General features: G+C 44.7%; 14 protein-coding genes. 10 read left to right on the top strand and 4 right to left on the bottom strand.

The window, feature by feature from the left end; all coding sequences use genetic code 11:
* Positions 1-17: 17 nt before the first annotated feature.
* A complete protein-coding gene (recQ, locus tag DN752_RS07370) occupies positions 18-2,195 on the bottom strand; it encodes a DNA helicase RecQ (RefSeq protein WP_112783353.1) in 2,178 nt (725 codons plus the stop codon).
* Between the two features lie 100 nt (positions 2,196-2,295).
* On the opposite strand from recQ, the gene DN752_RS07365 reads away from it, so the two are divergent.
* Both DN752_RS07365 and DN752_RS07360 read left to right on the top strand, forming a co-directional pair.
* Positions 2,296-3,264: a KpsF/GutQ family sugar-phosphate isomerase gene (locus DN752_RS07365; RefSeq protein ID WP_112783352.1), complete on the top strand. Its 969-nt coding sequence runs from the start codon at positions 2,296-2,298 to the stop codon at positions 3,262-3,264.
* A gap of 8 nt (positions 3,265-3,272) precedes the next feature.
* Complete coding sequence (locus DN752_RS07360) at positions 3,273-4,343, top strand: mannose-1-phosphate guanylyltransferase (RefSeq protein WP_112783351.1); 1,071 nt, start codon at positions 3,273-3,275, stop codon at positions 4,341-4,343.
* Positions 4,344-4,530: 187 nt separating this feature from the next.
* Here the strand turns inward: DN752_RS07360 and DN752_RS07355 are convergent, their stop codons facing one another.
* From DN752_RS07355 to DN752_RS07345, 3 genes are all read right to left on the bottom strand, one after another.
* On the bottom strand, positions 4,531-5,022 hold the full coding sequence (locus DN752_RS07355) for an OsmC family protein (RefSeq protein WP_112783350.1): 492 nt from the start codon (positions 5,020-5,022) through the stop codon (positions 4,531-4,533).
* 119 nt (positions 5,023-5,141) lie between these two features.
* Positions 5,142-6,218 (bottom strand): Ldh family oxidoreductase, encoded by a 1,077-nt coding sequence (locus DN752_RS07350; RefSeq protein ID WP_112783349.1) that lies wholly within the window; start codon positions 6,216-6,218, stop codon positions 5,142-5,144.
* Between the two features lie 193 nt (positions 6,219-6,411).
* A complete protein-coding gene (locus DN752_RS07345; RefSeq protein ID WP_112783348.1) occupies positions 6,412-7,377 on the bottom strand; it encodes a Ppx/GppA phosphatase family protein in 966 nt (321 codons plus the stop codon).
* A 780-nt stretch (positions 7,378-8,157) separates the two neighbouring features.
* Here DN752_RS07345 and DN752_RS07335 point away from each other — a divergent pair.
* The 8 genes from DN752_RS07335 to DN752_RS07305 all read left to right on the top strand — a co-directional run bounded on the left by DN752_RS07335 (position 8,158) and on the right by DN752_RS07305 (position 17,640).
* Positions 8,158-9,741, top strand: a complete 1,584-nt coding sequence (locus tag DN752_RS07335) for an acyl-CoA carboxylase subunit beta (protein ID WP_112783346.1) — start codon at positions 8,158-8,160, stop codon at positions 9,739-9,741.
* 344 nt (positions 9,742-10,085) lie between these two features.
* Entirely contained in the window at positions 10,086-11,153 is a 1,068-nt protein-coding gene (locus tag DN752_RS07330) for a M20/M25/M40 family metallo-hydrolase (protein ID WP_112783345.1), read from the top strand.
* Between the two features lie 618 nt (positions 11,154-11,771).
* The gene (locus tag DN752_RS24415) at positions 11,772-12,035 is read left to right on the top strand and encodes a hypothetical protein (RefSeq protein WP_162633150.1); all 264 of its coding nucleotides are present in this window, start codon (positions 11,772-11,774) and stop codon (positions 12,033-12,035) included.
* Between the two features lie 751 nt (positions 12,036-12,786).
* The gene (locus tag DN752_RS07325; protein WP_112783344.1) at positions 12,787-13,962 is read left to right on the top strand and encodes an SIS domain-containing protein; all 1,176 of its coding nucleotides are present in this window, start codon (positions 12,787-12,789) and stop codon (positions 13,960-13,962) included.
* A gap of 1 nt (position 13,963) precedes the next feature.
* The gene (locus tag DN752_RS07320) at positions 13,964-14,887 is read left to right on the top strand and encodes a 1-phosphofructokinase family hexose kinase (RefSeq protein WP_112783343.1); all 924 of its coding nucleotides are present in this window, start codon (positions 13,964-13,966) and stop codon (positions 14,885-14,887) included.
* The gene (locus DN752_RS07315) at positions 14,880-15,824 is read left to right on the top strand and encodes a carbohydrate kinase family protein (protein ID WP_112783342.1); all 945 of its coding nucleotides are present in this window, start codon (positions 14,880-14,882) and stop codon (positions 15,822-15,824) included. The genes DN752_RS07320 and DN752_RS07315 overlap by 8 nt, the downstream gene beginning before the upstream one ends.
* A gap of 8 nt (positions 15,825-15,832) precedes the next feature.
* Positions 15,833-16,660 carry a class II fructose-bisphosphate aldolase gene (locus tag DN752_RS07310; RefSeq protein WP_112783341.1) on the top strand — a complete coding sequence of 276 codons (828 nt, stop codon included), beginning with the start codon at positions 15,833-15,835 and terminating at the stop codon, positions 16,658-16,660.
* Positions 16,657-17,640 carry an amidohydrolase family protein gene (locus DN752_RS07305; protein ID WP_112783340.1) on the top strand — a complete coding sequence of 328 codons (984 nt, stop codon included), beginning with the start codon at positions 16,657-16,659 and terminating at the stop codon, positions 17,638-17,640. The genes DN752_RS07310 and DN752_RS07305 overlap by 4 nt, the downstream gene beginning before the upstream one ends.
* The last annotated feature ends 34 nt before the right edge of the window (positions 17,641-17,674 follow it).

Genomic DNA, 17,674 nt, shown 5'->3' with positions numbered 1-17,674 from the left:
GAATTTAAATCTAAATTTTAGTTGGCATGATCAGAAATAAACTTGATTCTGTAGACCCGGATTTCTTCTTCTCCAAAGTCTTCGTCCTCAAGTTCTTCAAGTGCTTCTCTGATGTTGTCCGTCTCTGCAGTCATGAAATAGTCATGTAGCGTATCTTCCCGTTCCTCATCCATGATGTTGTGGATGTAGTAATTGATGTTTAGCTTGGTGCCGCTATAGATGATCTGCTCTATTTCCTGAAGTAATTCTGCCATGTCAATATTCAGGTTTGAAGCGATCTCATCCAGATCGATCTTGCGGTCTACCTGCTGGATGATGGAGATCTTTACCTTGGAACGTGTACCTGCAGTTTTGACTACAACGTCTGAAGCTGTAATAATGTCGTTTTCCTCAACATAAGTTTCAATTAGTTTAAGGAATGAAGCCCCAAATTTAATGACTTTTCCCATTCCGACCCCATTTATCTGAGCAAGTTCTTCACGAGTGGTCGGATACACAGTGGCCATTTCCTCTAAGGAGGGGTCTTGGAAAATCACATAAGGAGGAAGCCCCTTGGTTTTGGCGACCTTCTTTCGCTCTACTTTTAGCAGCTCAAAAAGCTTTTCGTCGTAAGCTTTGTTGATATTGGCAATTTCCTCCGCTTCGTCATTTTCGATCATTTCTTCAAAGTCATGATCTTTGGTGAGTGTGATGGCATAAGGTTCTTTTAGAAAAACCTCACTGCTTGGCGAAAGTCTGATAACACCATAGTTTTCAATGTCCTTTTCTAAAAGTCCATTGATCATGGTCTGCCGTAGGACGGATCTCCAGTGTCTTTCGCTGTCATTTTTTCCTTTTCCGAAGACGGAGAGCCCGTTATGATGATAACTTTCCATGTATTCGTTCTGCTCTCCACGGATGACCTTGACAATGTGTTCTAGGTTAAAGCGCTGATTGGTTTCCTTGACTGCTTCGATAGCGGTAAGGATGTCGTCTTTACCATCAAAAGAGTCCCGTTTCTTCTTACAGTTGTCACAAAAACCACAATCTTCATTTAAGGTTTCTCCAAAATAATGCAGCAGCACACGTCTTCTACAGACGGAGCTTTCTGCATATGCTGCCATCTCTTGCAGCAGGACTTTGGCATTTTCCCGTTCATTGACAGGCTTGTCCTTGTTGAATTTTTCTAGTTTGACGATGTCCTCGTACTTATAAAACATCAGGCAGTGTCCTTCCAGTCCATCTCGTCCTGCTCTCCCTGTTTCTTGGTAATAGCCTTCCAGCGACTTGGGGACATCGTAGTGGATGACATAGCGTACATCCGGTTTGTCTATGCCCATGCCAAAGGCGATCGTTGCCACGACCACATCGACTTCCTCGTTCAGGAAATTGTCTTGGTTTTTTACACGTGTGCCGGCTTCTAGTCCAGCGTGGTAAGGAGCTGCATTGATACCGTTTACTTTAAGGAGTTCGGCGATTTCTTCCACCTTTTTCCTACTAAGGCAATAGATGATGCCGGACTTGCCTTTTTGGGATTTGACGTATTTAATGAGGTGCTTTTTGGTATCGTTCTTCACCTTGGGCCTGACCTCGTAAAAAAGGTTAGTCCTGTTAAAGGACGACTTGAACAGGTCGGCCTCTTCCATGTTGAGGTTGCGCTGGATGTCCTGCTGCACCTTTGGGGTCGCAGTGGCAGTAAGGGCAATGATGGGCAGTGAATCACCGATCTGGCCGATAATGCTCTTGATCTTTCGGTATTCTGGCCTGAAATCATGACCCCATTCGGAGATACAATGCGCCTCGTCAATGGCTACAAAGCTAAGTTGGGCTGTTTTTAGGAATTCGACATTTTCTTCTTTCGTGAGTGATTCAGGGGCTACGTAGAGGAGCTTGGTCGCTCCTGAGAGAACCTGTTTTTTGACTTTATTGGATTCAGTTTTGCTAAGGGTGGAATTCAGGAAGTGGGCATTGATGCCAAAAGCATTCAGTTGGTCCACTTGGTTTTTCATCAATGCTATCAAGGGTGATATGACAATAGCCGTACCTTCTTTGGTGACGGCCGGTAATTGATAACACAGGGATTTACCAGCTCCCGTGGGCATGATGACAAAGGTGTTGTTACCTTGTAATATGTTGTCAACGATAGCTTCTTGGTTCCCTCTAAACTGATTGAAGCCAAAAATCTTCTTGAGGTTTTCTTTAATTTTTATATCCACTCCATTATCTCTTTTTAATGATGCGCCGAAAGCTTTTTCATTAAATTTTTAAAGTAAATAATTTTACCTTTGTACAAATTTAATAATAACCTCGGTAAAATTGAATATAATAAAAAATATTAAAAATAGCGCCATCAAAGTTCTCCAAACAGAAGCGGAAGCCCTTCAGAATCTGATTCCTAATATTGATGAGGATTTCGAAAGTTGTGTGAAAGAAATCCTACGTTCTGAGGGCCGAGTGGTCATTACCGGGGTGGGTAAAAGTGCCCTCGTGGCCACTAAAATCGTGGCTACACTGAATTCCACGGGTACTCCAGCACTCTTTATGCATGCAGCTGATGCTATTCATGGGGATTTGGGTATGATTCAAAGGGAAGATTTCGTAATTTGTATTTCGAAAAGTGGAAACACACCTGAAATAAAAGTTTTGGTGCCCATGCTCAAAAGGATGGGATCCAAATTGGTGGCCTTGGTAAGTAATACAGAGAGTTATTTGGCAGAGCAGGCGGATTTTGTGTTGAATGCTACAATTGGAGAAGAAGCCTGTCCTCTAAATCTGGCCCCCACTACCAGTACCACAGCCCATATGGCCATGGGCGATGCATTGGCCGTTTGCCTATTGGAAGCCAGGGGCTTTAGTAGTGATGATTTTGCACGCTATCATCCCGGAGGTTCCCTAGGTAAGCAGCTCTATCTCACTGTAGATGACCTGATGGTAAAAGATGCTGTTCCACAAGTGAATGAAGGAGCGGACTTGACGGAAGTGATTCTGGAGATCAGTGGTAAGCGACTTGGGGCTACGGCGGTGGTCAACGGCGACCAGCATTTGGTAGGGATAGTGACCGATGGTGATCTCAGAAGAATGCTCGAAAAACACCAGGATCTTTCCACAGTGACCGCTAAAGATATTATGACAAAAAACCCAAAAACCATCGCTCGCAATGAATATGCCGTCAGGGCGTTAAATTTCATGAGGGAATATAACATTACCCAGCTCGTAGTAGAAGAAGATGGGGGAGTGCGTGGGTTTATCCATATCCATGACTTAATGAAGGAGGGGATTGTTTAAGAAAAATCATGCAAAATACACCATATATTGTTGTTCTTGCTGGAGGCATTGGCTCTAAGTTTTGGCCTTTTAGCAGAAATAATTTTCCAAAGCAGTTTTTAGACCTTTTAGGTACTGGCAGGACCTTGTTGCAGATGACCTATGATCGGTTTGTGAAGTTGTCGGCGGCGGACAGGTTTTATGTGGTGACCAGTCACGCTTATGCGCACATTGTTAAGGAGCAATTGCCGGAATTGTCAGAAGATCAAATCTTAAGAGAACCGTTAAGGAGGAATACGGCCACATGCGTGGCCTATGCCAGCTATGTGATCCAAAAAAAGGATCCTGAGGCTAGGGTGATCGTCACCCCTTCGGATCATTTGATTCTCCACGAGGTGGCATTCCAGGATACCATGCGCTTAGCGCTTAATGAAGCCGAAAAGGACAATCAATTGATTACCATTGGGATAAAACCCAATCGTCCGGATACAGCTTACGGTTATATCCAGTATATTGACAGTAATGATGAAGTGAAAAAGGTGAAGACTTTTACCGAAAAACCTGATGTTGATCTGGCAAAGACCTTTCTGGAAAGTGGCGATTTTGTGTGGAATAGCGGCATGTTTGCATGGAAAAATAAGTCCATCATCAGAGCGTTCGGCAAGTACATGCCTGAAGTAGCTGAGGTTTTTGAGGAAGGAGAGTCATATTACTCCACTCCACAAGAGGAGGAGTTTATCAGAAGGGCATACTCATTAGTGAAAAACGTCACCATTGATATTGGTATCATGGAGAAGTCAGAGAATGTTTTTCTGATTCTTGGGGATTTTGGTTGGTCTGACCTGGGGTCGTGGATGAGTATCCATCAGCTGAAAGACAGAGATGGGAACAATAATGTGGTGGATGCCAACGCAATGCTCTACGATACGACCAACAGCTATATTAAAGTTTCTCCTAAAAAACTGGTCGTGGTGCATGGCTTGGACAACTACCTTATCAACGAATCCGAAAATGTATTGTTGATCTGTAAGCTGGATGCAGAGAAAAAATTCAAGGAGTTTGTGGCGGATGCCAAAAACAAGGGAGAAGGATATACCTAGCCAACTGGAGGTTTGCCCCATCGATTGTAGGAGTTTTTTTACTAAAACACCGACATCCATCGGAACAGGCTATACTGAAGTCCTCACATAAAAACCGGGTTTACAAAAAATGTAGGATTTGTTTTTCCCGGTTTGAGATATTGGTTGGGTCAAGGTGTTAGCGAAAACTACTCTTGTGGAGGAGCTATTAGCTGTAACTTTGCTTTTTGGAGGCGATTCTTACTACTGGCTTATGTCTGATGTTGAAATTACAACTGTTGGCGATAAAGCAGTGTTTTTGGGCTTCTTCATGTAGGAGCATGGCCTTGGTTTTCATGTCTTCGTTTTCCACTGTGACCACTGGATAAAGCACTACTTCATTAAACTGACCAGAGCCATTTTTATTTTCTTGCATGATTCCTTCAGCATGGTCTTCGTAATTGACGACACTTACGCCAGCTTCAGCGCAGAGATGGAGGTACCATAACATGTGACAGGACGCTATGCTGGCAAGGAATAGTTCTTCCGGGTTGTGGCGGGATTTATCCCCTCGGAAGTGTGGGTCAGCACTTCCTGCTATTTGGGCTTTGCCCTCTGTAGTGACATCGAAATTTCTTTGGTAAGCAAGATAGCCCCTGGTTCCCATGCCGGTGTTTCCGGTCCACTCGATTAAGGTTTGGTAATGATGGAATTTTGACATGGTATTAAGATAGGCAAAAATGGAATATTGAAAAATTAAAATAGTGTAAAAATTGAGCCTGTTCCGGATTTTAGGTCCGAAACAGGCGGAAATGGCTAGGCCTAAGGCCGGTGCTTTTTTTATTCTTTAAAAGGTATCCCAAATTTTTCACCTAGGGCTTTCAGGTCTTTTTGCACTGGTTCTAGAAGGGGAATACCGCTCTCCATTCGTTCTTTTTCGAGTTCTCTTTCCGGATCTCCGGGAATCAAGACTTTTTCGTGACCGGGTGTGGTCTTGGCAGATCTGAATCTATTGATCCAGTTGTCCATATGGTTTTTGAAATCATCGGCTGGTCGGAAAGCATCGACACGCATAGCGCCAAAGAAATGGCCAATACCTTCACCGACAGGATTGGGGTCTGGCTGCAAGAAGGCTACAAAAGGAGGTACCCACGGACCATAATTGGCGCCGGAGAGTACGGCAGAAAAAATGTCAACAATGGAGCCCAAGGCGTAGCCCTTGTGCGAGCCATGCTCACGGTCCCCTCCCAGAGGTAATAGGGCTCCGCCTTCCTTCACGCCAAAGGCATTGGTGGTGGGGTTTCCTTCTTTGTCCTGCACCCACCCAGAAGGAGCTTCTTCTTGTTTTCTCTGGAGGATTTCAAGTTTACCATTGGCGGCCGTGGTCGTGGCCATATCGGCAACGAAAGGAGGTTCTTTGCCTGCTGGGATAGCGACAGAGATTGGGTTGGTTCCCAGCAGTCTTTCTTTCGAAAAGGTAGGGCTTACCAAGGGGCTGGCGTTGGTCATGGACATGCCGATCATGTCTTCCTTGACAGCTTGCAGGGCATGATGGCCTGCTATACCGTAATGGTTGGAGTTTTTTACAGATACCCAGCCAGTTCCGGCACCTTTGGCCTTGTCAATGGCGATTTGCATGGCAATTGGAGCGACCACAAGTCCCAGTCCGCCATCTCCGTCCACCACAGCTGTGCTGGGAGTCTCATGGACGATACGGACATTTGGGGTGGGATTGATCCTTCCCGCTTCCCAAAGCCTGACATAACCGGAAAGCCTGGCTACCCCATGGGAATCTACTCCGCGCAAGTCCGCAGAAAGAAGCACTTCTGTAGCTGATTGGGCATCACTTTCTGGGCATCCCATTTTAATGAATATTTCTTTTGTAAATGCAAATAGGCTTTTAAAGTCAAAATTCATGGTGCATTATAAAATTAAACAGGTCGTCTCGTAAATTTCGCTATTGCGATCGTACCGATAGTGTTGGGGACAATTCCCCTATGGATTACACGGGCGTACATCGAGGATATTTATCTGCCACGTTGGAGCGGGAGTTCCAGCCCCGATAGCTGCCTTGGCGGTTTGGTCTATTTAGGAGACAAGCCCTGTTGGTTTAAGGTTTTTCTATTCCCATGCAGGGGATAATGGATTCTTTTTTCAGGATTTTTGAGATGACTCCTTCCTTTAACGCATAGTTGGAGCAGATCAGTTCATCAGCGTCCACGTATTGGAGGATAAATTCAATCAGGCAGGATGCAACCACAATCATATCCACGCGCATGGGGATCATGCCAGGGAGGTTGAGCCGTTGTTCCTTGTTAAGTGTGACGATTTTTTGTGCGAGTTGCGCAAACTCTTTTCTTGGTAGATGGAAGACCGTTTGGGACTTGGTTTTGGTCAGTTGAGCTGTAGCATAGTACATGTCCGTGAGGGTGTCGAAAGTACCCGAGGCTCCTACCAGTCTTTTGGGACGGTACTGTTCGAGCGCCTTGATCAGTGGCTCGAGCCTGTCCGAAAGGTAAGCCTTGAGCTTATCGATTTCATCGGGAAGAATGGGGTCATGGTAGTGGAAGAGATCCAGCATCCGCTGGCCGCCAATTTCGAAGCTTTGCTTCCAGATGGCTTCGTGGTTGCTGCCAATGATGAATTCTACTGAGCCACCGCCAATGTCCATCATCAGGCTATTTTGCTCGACGAGTGATCCGCTAAATCGTATGCCTTCATAGATAAGCTGGGCTTCCTGCTCCCCATCGATCACATTTACCTCGATATTGAATTCGTTTTTGATTTCCTGTACCAGTTCCATCCCGTTATGGGCATTCCGTACAGCGCTGGTGGCAAAGGCGTAAATGTTTTCTATTTTTTCACCATTGATCAAATTACGGAAATGGCCAAGCGTATGCATTGCCCTTTTTTGGGCATCAGGGTGTATTTCATTTTTACTGATTCCTTTTTGGCCGATTTTCACAGGGATTTTTTCCTTGTAGAGTATTTCAAATCCCTCCTCGTTAAGATCTACCAATAGCAAATGAAATGTATTGGTCCCCATGTCAATAATGGCTGCCTTCTCATGTCTCATGTAGCCCCAATTTTTAGTTGTGCGAATATAAAAAGTTTATTTAAAATGCTTTAAGATAATTGATAGATTAATATAAAGGTGATCTCAAATACGTAACATTGCGTAGCTCTGCGTAGAGTTAAACCTGAATTTTAAGACATCGGAAAAGAGTAACATAAAGTAGCTACCTTATTTGATAACGACAGTAGGTACATGGTGCACAATAGGGGAATTCCGTAATCAATTTACCCAGTACTTTTAGATGGGACCTTTGCAACAATTGGCGGAACGTAGCGAGCATCTTAAAAACGAGTTTTATTTTGAACCCGGAATATGCATTAGCCTATCTACGCCAGGGCGCACAAGTATGGCGACCTGATCTGCGCGGTGGACAAAATCAGCCGCTTTACTTTAGTTTTTGCTGTCACCGTAGCGGTGCTAGGCAGGGCAAAGGCATTTAAAAAAAAGTTCCTATTTGAATTTATATCTGCCGTTTCTAAGGAACTTACCCTTTTGTGTAATCATTCTTTCAGCCCATCCTGCCATTCGGTAAGAGCTACTGCGGTTTCCAATGTACAAATCGGGGCAAAGTGCCAGCGGCACGATAAATTTTGTAACCTGCGGATTCATCCGCAGGAGCTTAAGCACTCATCAGCCTTCAGAAGGAGTGCCAGCGGCACGGATGATAGCCGCCCTACACGAAATTAATACTAAATGCGTTTGCCCTGGGCTGTTATTAAAATATTTCTCTCCTTAAAAACAGTTCGTTATATTGTATCCAGAACCCAAGACAGTGATTTTATGAAAAGTTCGACCAAAGGAGTATATACATTGCCAGGAAACAAAGAGAAACTGGAGCTTTTAAAGAAAAAGAATGAGGAGGCCTTGCAGGGAGGGGGAAAAGACCGAATAGCCGTACAGCACCAGAAAGGTAAATTGTCGGCAAGGGAGCGAATCCATTTGCTCATAGATGAAGGTACTTTTCAGGAGATCGATAAATTTAAAATGCACCGTTGCAAGGACTTTGGTTTGGACAAGGAGTATTACCTTGGTGATGGCGTGATCACGGGGTATGGAGAGGTAAATGGCAGGCTGGTGTATGTATATTCTCAGGATTTCACTGTCTTCGGTGGTTCGCTATCTGAAACTCACGCTGAAAAAATCTGCAAAATATTGGACATGGCCCTGAAAAATGGTGCCCCTGTCATTGGCTTGAATGACTCAGGGGGGGCGAGGATCCAAGAAGGTGTCAATTCCCTTGGGGGATACGCGGATATTTTTTACCGTAATACAAGGGCTTCAGGAGTGGTCCCTCAATTGTCGGCCATTATGGGGCCTTGTGCCGGAGGAGCAGTCTATTCGCCAGCCATTACGGATTTTATCCTAATGGTGGAAGAAACCAGTTATATGTTCGTTACAGGGCCTAATGTCGTTAAGACCGTCACCCAAGAGCATGTCAGTTCAGAAGAATTGGGAGGGGCGAGTACACATAGCACCAAAAGTGGGGTCACCCACTTTGCTTGTCAAAATGAAGTGGAATGTCTCAAGACCATAAAAGATATCCTTAGCTATATTCCCCAGAATTGTGAGGACGATGCTCCGTCCTATCCGTATGAATCGCTAGAGGATGAATCAAGGGAAGTGCTAAATAAAGTTGTTCCGGAAAACCCCAATCACCCTTATGACATGCGCAAGGTGGTGGGTGGGATAGTGGATGAGGAATCCTTCTTGGAGGTGCACAAAAACTTTGCGGATAATATGGTGGTGGGCTTTGCTCGGATAGCTGGAAGAAGTATTGGTGTGGTGGGAAATCAACCCCAGTCACTTGCGGGTGTACTTGATAATGACGCTTCTATAAAAGCAGCTCGCTTTGTGCGGTTTTGTGATTGTTTTAATATCCCCCTGTTGGTCTTGGTGGATGTGCCTGGTTTTTTGCCTGGGACAGATCAGGAATGGAACGGCATCATTACCAACGGTGCCAAGCTTCTTTATGCCTTTTCCGAGGCCACTGTGCCCAGAATAACGGTGATTACCCGCAAAGCCTATGGAGGAGCCTACGATGTGATGAATTCCAAGCACATTGGTGCGGACCTGAATTTTGCGTGGCCCACAGCAGAGATAGCGGTAATGGGAGCAAAGGGTGCAGCAGAAATTATTTTCAAAAAGGAAATTGCCCAGGCAGAAGATCCTGAGGAAAAGCTGCAAGAGAAAATCGATCAGTACACCAAGAAATTTGCCAATCCCTACAAAGCCGCCCACCGAGGATATATCGATGAAGTGATCCTTCCTTCCCAAACAAGGGAAAAACTCATCTCAGGCTTCAAAATGCTTCAAAACAAGGTGGATAACCTCCCAAGGAAGAAACACGGGAATATCCCTCTGTAGATTAGGTTAATAAGAAAGCTTTGTTGTTGAGTTGTTGTGGAGGATGCGTTATTGTATAATCATCGTCTTAGGTTGTGGAATGGATATATCTTGTTTGATTATTCGCGTTCTTGCTAGTAGATTTTATTGCTCACGGAACGCACAGAACATCCAGAATGAAATAAGGCTTTTCTGCGATTTCCGTGGTTTCTGTGATAAGCTATTTATTTACTACTGGTGTCATTGCGGATATACTTAATATCTTATCTTTCAAAAGCCAAAACAAGCTATCAAAATAAAACAGATAGGTAGGATTAGGAGTACTAACTAATAACCTACTAGCTTAATAACTAAATAACTAATTCATGCAAGAAAACGAGAAGTTTCTTTACAAATACCTTAATAATGCATCGCCGACGGGCTTTGAGGCGTCTGGTCAGCAGATATGGTTGGATTATATCAAGCCCTACGTGGACCAGTATTTTACAGATAGTTATGGGACTGCTGTGGGAGTGCTCAATCCTGATGCCCCATTTAAGGTGGTTATCGAAGCACATGCTGATGAGATCAGCTGGTTTGTAAACTACATTACGCCGGAAGGCTATATCTATGTACGTCGAAACGGGGGCTCTGATCATATGATCGCCCCATCGATGCGGGTGAATATCCATACTGATGAAAAAATCATTCCAGGAGTTTTCGGATGGCCCGCGATCCATGTAAGGAAAGGAGACAAGGAGGACAAACCTTCCCTCGAAAATATCTTTATCGACGTAGGGGCTCGGTCGAAGGAGGAATTAGAAAAAATGGGGATTCATGTTGGTTGCGTGGTTACATTCAAAGATGAACTGTTGGACCTGAATGGCAAATTTTATGCTGGCAGAGCTTTGGACAATAGGGTAGGGGGATACATGATTGCCCAAGTGCTGAAGAAACTGCATGATGCTGGCAAAAAGCTTCCTTTTGGCCTATATGTAGTCAATGCTGTCCAAGAAGAGATTGGTTTACGTGGGGCTCAGATGATTGCAGCGAAGATAAAGCCCAATGTGGCTGTAATTACGGATGTCTGTCACGACACCACTGCACCTATGTACAGTAAAATCAACAGTGGAGAGCAGGTTGCCGGAGAAGGACCCGTGCTCACTTATGGTGCTTCAGTGCACAAAAAGTTATTGGACTTGATCATACATTCTGCCCAGCAAAGAAAGCTTCCTTTTCAACGGGCCGCAGCCTCTAGAGGTACGGGGACTGACACGGACGCTTTTGCTTATTCTAATGACGGGGTACCATCTGCACTGATTTCGCTGCCTTTAAAATACATGCACACGACTGTAGAAACTGCAAGTAAAAAAGACATTGATAGTGTGATTGACCTGATTACTGGCTTTTTGGAGGACCTTGATCCGGATTATAACTTTAAGTATATCGAATAGCTTCAAGTGCCAGACCAAAAAGCGAAGCCATGGTTTAGGAAGCAACTGTTAGTTTTTCTACACGATGCGAGCGGTGATACTCAACCGGGGAGATGATGATTTCCCCGGTTTTTTTATCCCGGAATCAATGCCGTTTAGTTAGTGTGTATTTGGAAATATTGGTTCTATTATTTTTCTGCTAAATTCCAAGATGGTTTTCATCCCTTTACCTTTGTTACTTTTTTGCTTCAGGTCAAAAAAGTAACCAAAAAAAACCGCCGCTGTGCATCTATTGGCCTAAAATTAAAACCTTCCCTCATGCAGGCAAACTCCTCCTGTCTAAAGCCAAGCAGGCCTATCTAAAGCCAGGTAAACCTTCTTGAGCTGCCAACATTCTTTTTGGGCAGCATTTCGTCAAACAAGCCTGCCTTTTTGCCCACCCGCTTTTTAATTTCTTAACGCCCAATACCTGCAAGGCGGATCCGATTAATAAGTTTCTTATGGATAAATTATCATCATTATTCCATGTAGTGGTATATTTTCTTAAGTAACCAAGTTGAGCGAGAACTATAAGCCCCCCTGAGCCAAAAAAGGTATCGCTTCCTTATTACGGTCCTTGGTAAGCCTGTTTTCCAGCCGATGGTGGAGGCCGTTAAGAAAGGGAGTTGGCTCGCGTCGTGGAACAGCGAGACCCACTCACTTTTAGGTCGTAGCCATCGGGTGGAAATTAAAATGGGTGACGGATCTCGGTCGCAGGGTAAATCCATGTTCCATTTTAAAAGGCATACCACCGGCCTAGATTTTTTTCTTTCTTTTTTCATCAATGGAAAAAAGGAAAAGGATAAAATCCACCAAGATGATCAGGTTTCCCCAGCCAAAGTCAATCAAAAAAAGGACTTTTAGGTATATGAAAAGAAGGAAACCCCCTTTACTAAACGGCATTGATCCCGGATTATGCGTTAGGAATCGTAGTGAGAGCTGAAATTGCAAGAAAATCAGTTAGTTTGGAGGCATTAGCGTAGCACCGCTACGGTTATGCCGAAAACTAAAGTGAAACGGCTGATTTTGAAGCAGTTTAAGGTCGCAACAGATAGGCTAATGCATATTCCGGGTTTATTTGACTCGGGGCAGTCACTGTATGACGGGACTGCCGTGCCCTTTTTCTGCGCACGACCTGTCCCAAAGTGGGCTAGCCTGCTTTAGGAAAGCCTGTAATGATATTTTCGTGCTATTCTATGAGGCGAACTCAGGTTAATCAGGCCTAAGTTGATTAAAAAATATTGGCTCCATGATCAAGGGTGTAGGAGATGTCGAAAGAATATGAAGGTTTAAGGGCGGATGTTGATGTTGAGATGTAGTAGCTATAGGTTCACTGGAGTAGTGTTAAGCTATTGTTAGGAGGAAGTTAGTATATGTTAAATTTGTACTGAGGGGAATATGATTGGTTTATTTTTCGTTTATGCAAGGCAGGGTGTGGAATTTTCGAATAGAATAATCAGATCCTGTATTTTATTGAATAAAAATAAATTGAAGTTTTTTTGTTTCATTTTATTTCGTTTAATTTGATGTGTATGTGAAACGAAAGTTGATTACGCCTTGTTTTGGGTGGGATGGTTTCAAATACAAGATGAAAAGGACTATTTTACTATAAGATATGATACAAACGACTTATTTGACCTTGGATGGAGACAAAGCCGAAGAGGTGGGTGCATTCCACACAGCCAAGGAGATCGCGGGACAACCCGAACTATGGCGACAAGTGTTTGCGCAAATTGAAAGTGAAAAGACCGACATCCAGACTTTTTTGGCTCCGATTTTAGCAAAAAAGAATGCTAGGCTTATTCTTACAGGAGCTGGGTCTTCTGCTTTTATAGGCGAGTCTGCCCAGGGAGTGGTGCAGCAATTTACCGGTGTTCACACTCAGGCAATTGCCACAACTGACCTGGTAACCCATCCAGCGTTGTTTTTTCTTGAAGATGCGCCAACGGTGTTGGTGTCTTTTGCCCGTTCTGGAAATAGCCCAGAAAGTGTAGAGACCGTTAAGCTGGCTGATGAGTACTGTGGTGAGATTTATCACTTGATCATCACTTGTAACCCTGATGGGCAACTAGCCGCTTATGCCAATGATTGCGAGGGGAATTGCTATGCGTTGGTATTGCCTGAAAGCGCAAATGATAATAGCCTTGCCATGACGGGAAGTTTTACTTCCATGTTGCTGGCGGTTTTATTGGTAGCCGGTATCGACCAGTTGGAGGAACTGAAGGCGGATTTTGATGATGCTGTCCAGACGGCCACAAATATCCTGACCTCAAAGCTTGAGGAGTTTGAAGAGTTGGCAAAACTGGATTTTGAAAGGGTGATTTTCTTGGGCTCAGGTCCTATGTTGGGAATTGCGCGGGAATGTCACCTGAAATTGCAGGAGTTGACCGATGGACAGGTAGTATGCAAGCACGATTCTTTTCTGGGCTTTAGGCATGGCCCTCGTGCAGTAGCCAATGAAGATGCTATTGTTGTTTACTTATTCTCCAAAGATCCTCATGTGGTCCGTTACGAAACGGATTTGGCGACGAGCATTGGTCAAGATAAGAGAGGTATAAAAACCATTAGCTTTGCTGCAGAGCAAACGGAGGGGTATCATTCGGTCATGGATGTTCCCGCTGTAGGAAAGGGAGAGGTGGCCGTTTTTAATGTGCTTCCTGCTACGATGATGGGGCAACTATTGGGCTTTTACAAATGCCTACAATTGGGGCTTAAACCGGACAATCCTTCTGTAAGTGGAGCCATCAGCAGAGTGGTGCAAGGAGTGGTTATTTATAACAAAGAAAAATAAAATGATCCTATCTGTCTGTCCCAACCCTTCGATCGATACATATGCCCAGCTCCCAGATTTTAAGTTTGGCCAAGCGAACAGGGTTTCGTGGCAGCGCGAGTTTCCAGGAGGGAAAGGCGTGCATGTGGCGATGGCAATCAAGGAATGGGGTGATGCCTCCAGATTGTTGGCCGCTTGGGCAGGGCATTCAGGAAAATGGATAAAGGCGGCCTGCGAGGAAAAAGGACTGTCCACTGTCGGCCCCAAACTTCCGGGAGAAAACAGGAAATGTTATACGTTCCTTTCGGACAATCCTTCTCTACATAATACGGAAATGATGGAGCCAGGTCCGGAAATGACTGCGGAGCATTTTGATGACTTGACGTCCATCTTCATGCAAGAACTGGGTCAAGCAAGCATGGTTGTGATGTCGGGGTCTTGGCCAAAAGGATCCGAAGCCACAGCATATAGAAAACTTATCTCTCTAGCGAACTCCAATGGGAAAAAGGTCATGTTGGATTGTAGTGGAGAGCAGCTGGGCCATGCGATCGAGGAGGGAGTGTTTGGGCTTCACCTCAATGAGCACGAAGCATTGCAGTTTTGTGGTACTTCAGATGTACATGCCGCCATGCGGAAGCTGCATGAAAAAGTGGACTTGATCGCATTGACAAAGGGCAAAGAAGGGTTGTTTCTCAGTTATCTGGGTAAATTGATCCACGCCAATGTTACAGTAGACAAAGTGATCAGTACTGTAGGATGCGGTGATTGCCTGACTGCAGGAGTGGCCTTGGGAGTCAGCAAGGGACTGTCAGTAGAGGAAATCGCAAGATATGGTGCTGCTTTTGGTGCTGCCAATTGCCTTAGAGAAGATCTAGGGATGATTTATAAAGCCGATGTGGAGCGATTGCTCCCTCAGATAATTACTAAAGAATTGACTTATGCATAAAAGGGATTTGCTAGTTGTCGGTGAGTTGAATATTGATTTGATTCTAAACCAAATTCAAGGATTTCCTGAAATGGGCAGCGAAAAGGTGGCCCAAAAGATGGATGTGGTGTTGGGGAGTTCATCGGCAATTTTTGCTTCAAATATTGCCACATTGGGAGTGGAGACGGCTTTTTGTGGCAAGGTAGGGAAGGATGATTTTGGAGAGATGGTGCGGGAGACGTTGGACAAAAAGCAGGTGGATACTTCCTATATCTCCTCTTCTGATGAGTTAAAGACCGGCCTTACAGTGGTCATGAATTATGATCAGGACCGTGCAAATGTCACCTATTGTGGGGCAATGGAAGCATTGACCATAAATGATATTCCTTGGGAAAAAGCAGGAGAATTCAAACATTTTCATCTTTCCAATTATTTTCTCCAGAAAGGAATCCAAGAAGATATTACCGCCATTTTTCAGCGAGCAAAACAGTCAGGGATGACTACCTCGCTGGACTTGCAGGTGGACCCTGATGACCACTGGGGTTTTGACTATAAAAAGTGCCTCCCTTATGTGGATATCTTCCTGCCAAACGAAGCTGAATTATTGTCCCTAACCGGAAAAGAATCGGTAGAAGAAGCCCTTGAAGAGGTAACACCTTATGTCAATACAGTGGCCTTGAAAATGGGCATGAAAGGTGGTCTGGTGTACGAAAAAGGTCATGTCACGGAGGTGAAGGCCTTTGTGAACGACCGGTTTGTGGATGCCATTGGTGCGGGAGACAGCTTTAATGCAGGGTTTATTTGTAAATATCTCCAAGGGGCCGATTGGGAAGCATGCCTTCGCTTTGCCAATCTCACAGGGGCGCTTAATACAACGGCAGCAGGTGGTACAGGAGCTTTTGTCTCACTGGATGCTGTAAAACAACGGGCCAAGTCCCAATTTGATCAAGAAATCTAATCATAGTCATGAAGTTAAAGCAAAAATTACAGGAACTTACCGAACAGAAGCGTGGACTGCTGGCCACCAATTTCTATAACTTAGAAACCCTTCAAGGGGTGTTGAATGCGGCATCAGCCTTGAATGAGCCCGTCATTTTGCAATTGACCCAAAGCTCGATCGACTATATGGGGCTCCATACCGCAGTGTCCATGGGGCGTGCAGCATTGGAGGAATATGGCGTGGAAGGCTGGATCCACCTGGATCATGGAGGAAGCGTGGATTTGGCACAGGCGTGCTTGGACGCTGGATTTGACTCCGTGATGATCGATGGGAGTGAGCTGCCTTTTGAAGAAAACGTAAAGATCACCCAAGAAGTGGTAAAAAGAGCACACAAATATGGGGCAAACGTGGAGGCTGAATTGGGCTATGTGGCCAAGCTGGGACAGTCCCACGAGCATCAGGGATTCACCACAGCCGAGGAGGCCAAGACTTTCGTGGAGGAGACTCAAGTAGATGCATTGGCAATTTCCATTGGTACGGCACATGGGTTTTATAAACAAGAGCCTAAATTGCAGTTTGATTTGTTAAGTGAAATAGCTGCTGTGACTCCTGCGACCTTGGTGCTCCATGGCAGCTCAGGAGTTCCTGAAGAGCAGTTGCGAGAAGCAATCAGCCGAGGTATCTGCAAAGTCAACTTGGCTACAGAAATCAAAAATATATTCATGAAGACTTTGCAAGAATTGCTCCTTAAAAATGAGGAAATCGACCTCCGAAAAGTCTTCCCAAAAGCCACCAAAGAAGTGACCGACTTGGTGAGTTATAAGTTGGATATAATGAAAAATGACAAAAAATGATTCGTCCATTTATAGACGCACACGTACATTTAAACACCCATTCTATCGAAAAAATGGAGAAAGCGCTGGAGTATGGCGCTTCCTTTCTTTCGATCAATACAGAGATACCTTTTTTTGATTCCATTGAGGGACAGCAAGAGGTGCTCAAACAGCTGGATAGCCAATATCCCAACCGTATAAAATTCGTAACGTCCTTTTCTACTGAAGGGATAAATGAGCAAGGTTGGGCAAATAAAGCCATTGAACAGATAAAGCGTGGCTTGGAAATAGGGGCTTCAGGCGTGAAGATATGGAAGAATATTGGCATGGACCTGAAGGACAGCCAAGGTCAGTTTATCATGATAGATGATGAGCGGGTCAAACCCATTCTGGATTATCTTGAACAAAATGACATCTTGCTGATCGGGCATCAGGGGGAGCCAAAAAACTGCTGGCTTCCTTTGGAAGAAATGACCGTAGATTCTGACCGAAATTACTTTAGTGGCCATCCCGAATACCATATGTACCTGCACCCGGAGTATCCTTCGTATCAGGAGCAAATGGATGCACGGGATAGGATTTTGGAGCGCCATCCAAAACTTCAATTCGTAGGCTTACATTTGCTGAGCATGGAATGGAGTATCGATGAAGTAGCCACAAGACTGGATAACTATCCGAATCTTCTGACCGATGTGGCCGAGAGGGTTTGCCATTTGCAGTTACAGGCCAAAGATCGCTGGGAGGATGTACGGGATTTCATCATCAAGTACCAGGACAGGATCATGTACGGTACCGATGTGATCGATGACGGTTCTTTTGGTGATCAGGGAGTGGCGGACCGGTTTGAGCAATTGTGGAATTTTCACTGGGACTTCTTTGCTACCGATAAGGAGCTGGAAGCACCCGAGTTTTCCGGTAAGTTTCGGGGCTTAAATTTGCCTGAAGAAGTATTACAGAAACTATTCTATACCAATGCGGCCAGGGTTTATGGTTTTGAATGACGACCTGAACGAAGCTGTTTTGGAAAATTTATAT

Origin of the sequence: Echinicola strongylocentroti (assembly GCF_003260975.1) — a bacterium.
GTDB classification, from domain to species: Bacteria; Bacteroidota; Bacteroidia; order Cytophagales; family Cyclobacteriaceae; genus Echinicola; species Echinicola strongylocentroti.
Note: the sequence above shows the minus strand (reverse complement) of the source record. Positions and strands in the feature narration are given on the sequence as shown.

Coding starts and splice junctions, on each gene's coding strand:
- DN752_RS07325 (WP_112783344.1), top strand. CDS start 12,787: ATGATACAAACGACTTATTTGACCTTGGATGGAGACAAAGCCGAAGAG.
- DN752_RS07330 (WP_112783345.1), top strand. CDS start 10,086: ATGCAAGAAAACGAGAAGTTTCTTTACAAATACCTTAATAATGCATCG.
- DN752_RS07335 (WP_112783346.1), top strand. CDS start 8,158: ATGAAAAGTTCGACCAAAGGAGTATATACATTGCCAGGAAACAAAGAG.
- DN752_RS07350 (WP_112783349.1), bottom strand. CDS start 6,218: ATGAATTTTGACTTTAAAAGCCTATTTGCATTTACAAAAGAAATATTC.
- DN752_RS07320 (WP_112783343.1), top strand. CDS start 13,964: ATGATCCTATCTGTCTGTCCCAACCCTTCGATCGATACATATGCCCAG.
- DN752_RS07315 (WP_112783342.1), top strand. CDS start 14,880: ATGCATAAAAGGGATTTGCTAGTTGTCGGTGAGTTGAATATTGATTTG.
- DN752_RS07360 (WP_112783351.1), top strand. CDS start 3,273: ATGCAAAATACACCATATATTGTTGTTCTTGCTGGAGGCATTGGCTCT.
- DN752_RS07305 (WP_112783340.1), top strand. CDS start 16,657: ATGATTCGTCCATTTATAGACGCACACGTACATTTAAACACCCATTCT.
- DN752_RS07310 (WP_112783341.1), top strand. CDS start 15,833: ATGAAGTTAAAGCAAAAATTACAGGAACTTACCGAACAGAAGCGTGGA.
- DN752_RS07355 (WP_112783350.1), bottom strand. CDS start 5,022: ATGTCAAAATTCCATCATTACCAAACCTTAATCGAGTGGACCGGAAAC.
- DN752_RS07345 (WP_112783348.1), bottom strand. CDS start 7,377: ATGAGACATGAGAAGGCAGCCATTATTGACATGGGGACCAATACATTT.
- DN752_RS24415 (WP_162633150.1), top strand. CDS start 11,772: ATGGTGGAGGCCGTTAAGAAAGGGAGTTGGCTCGCGTCGTGGAACAGC.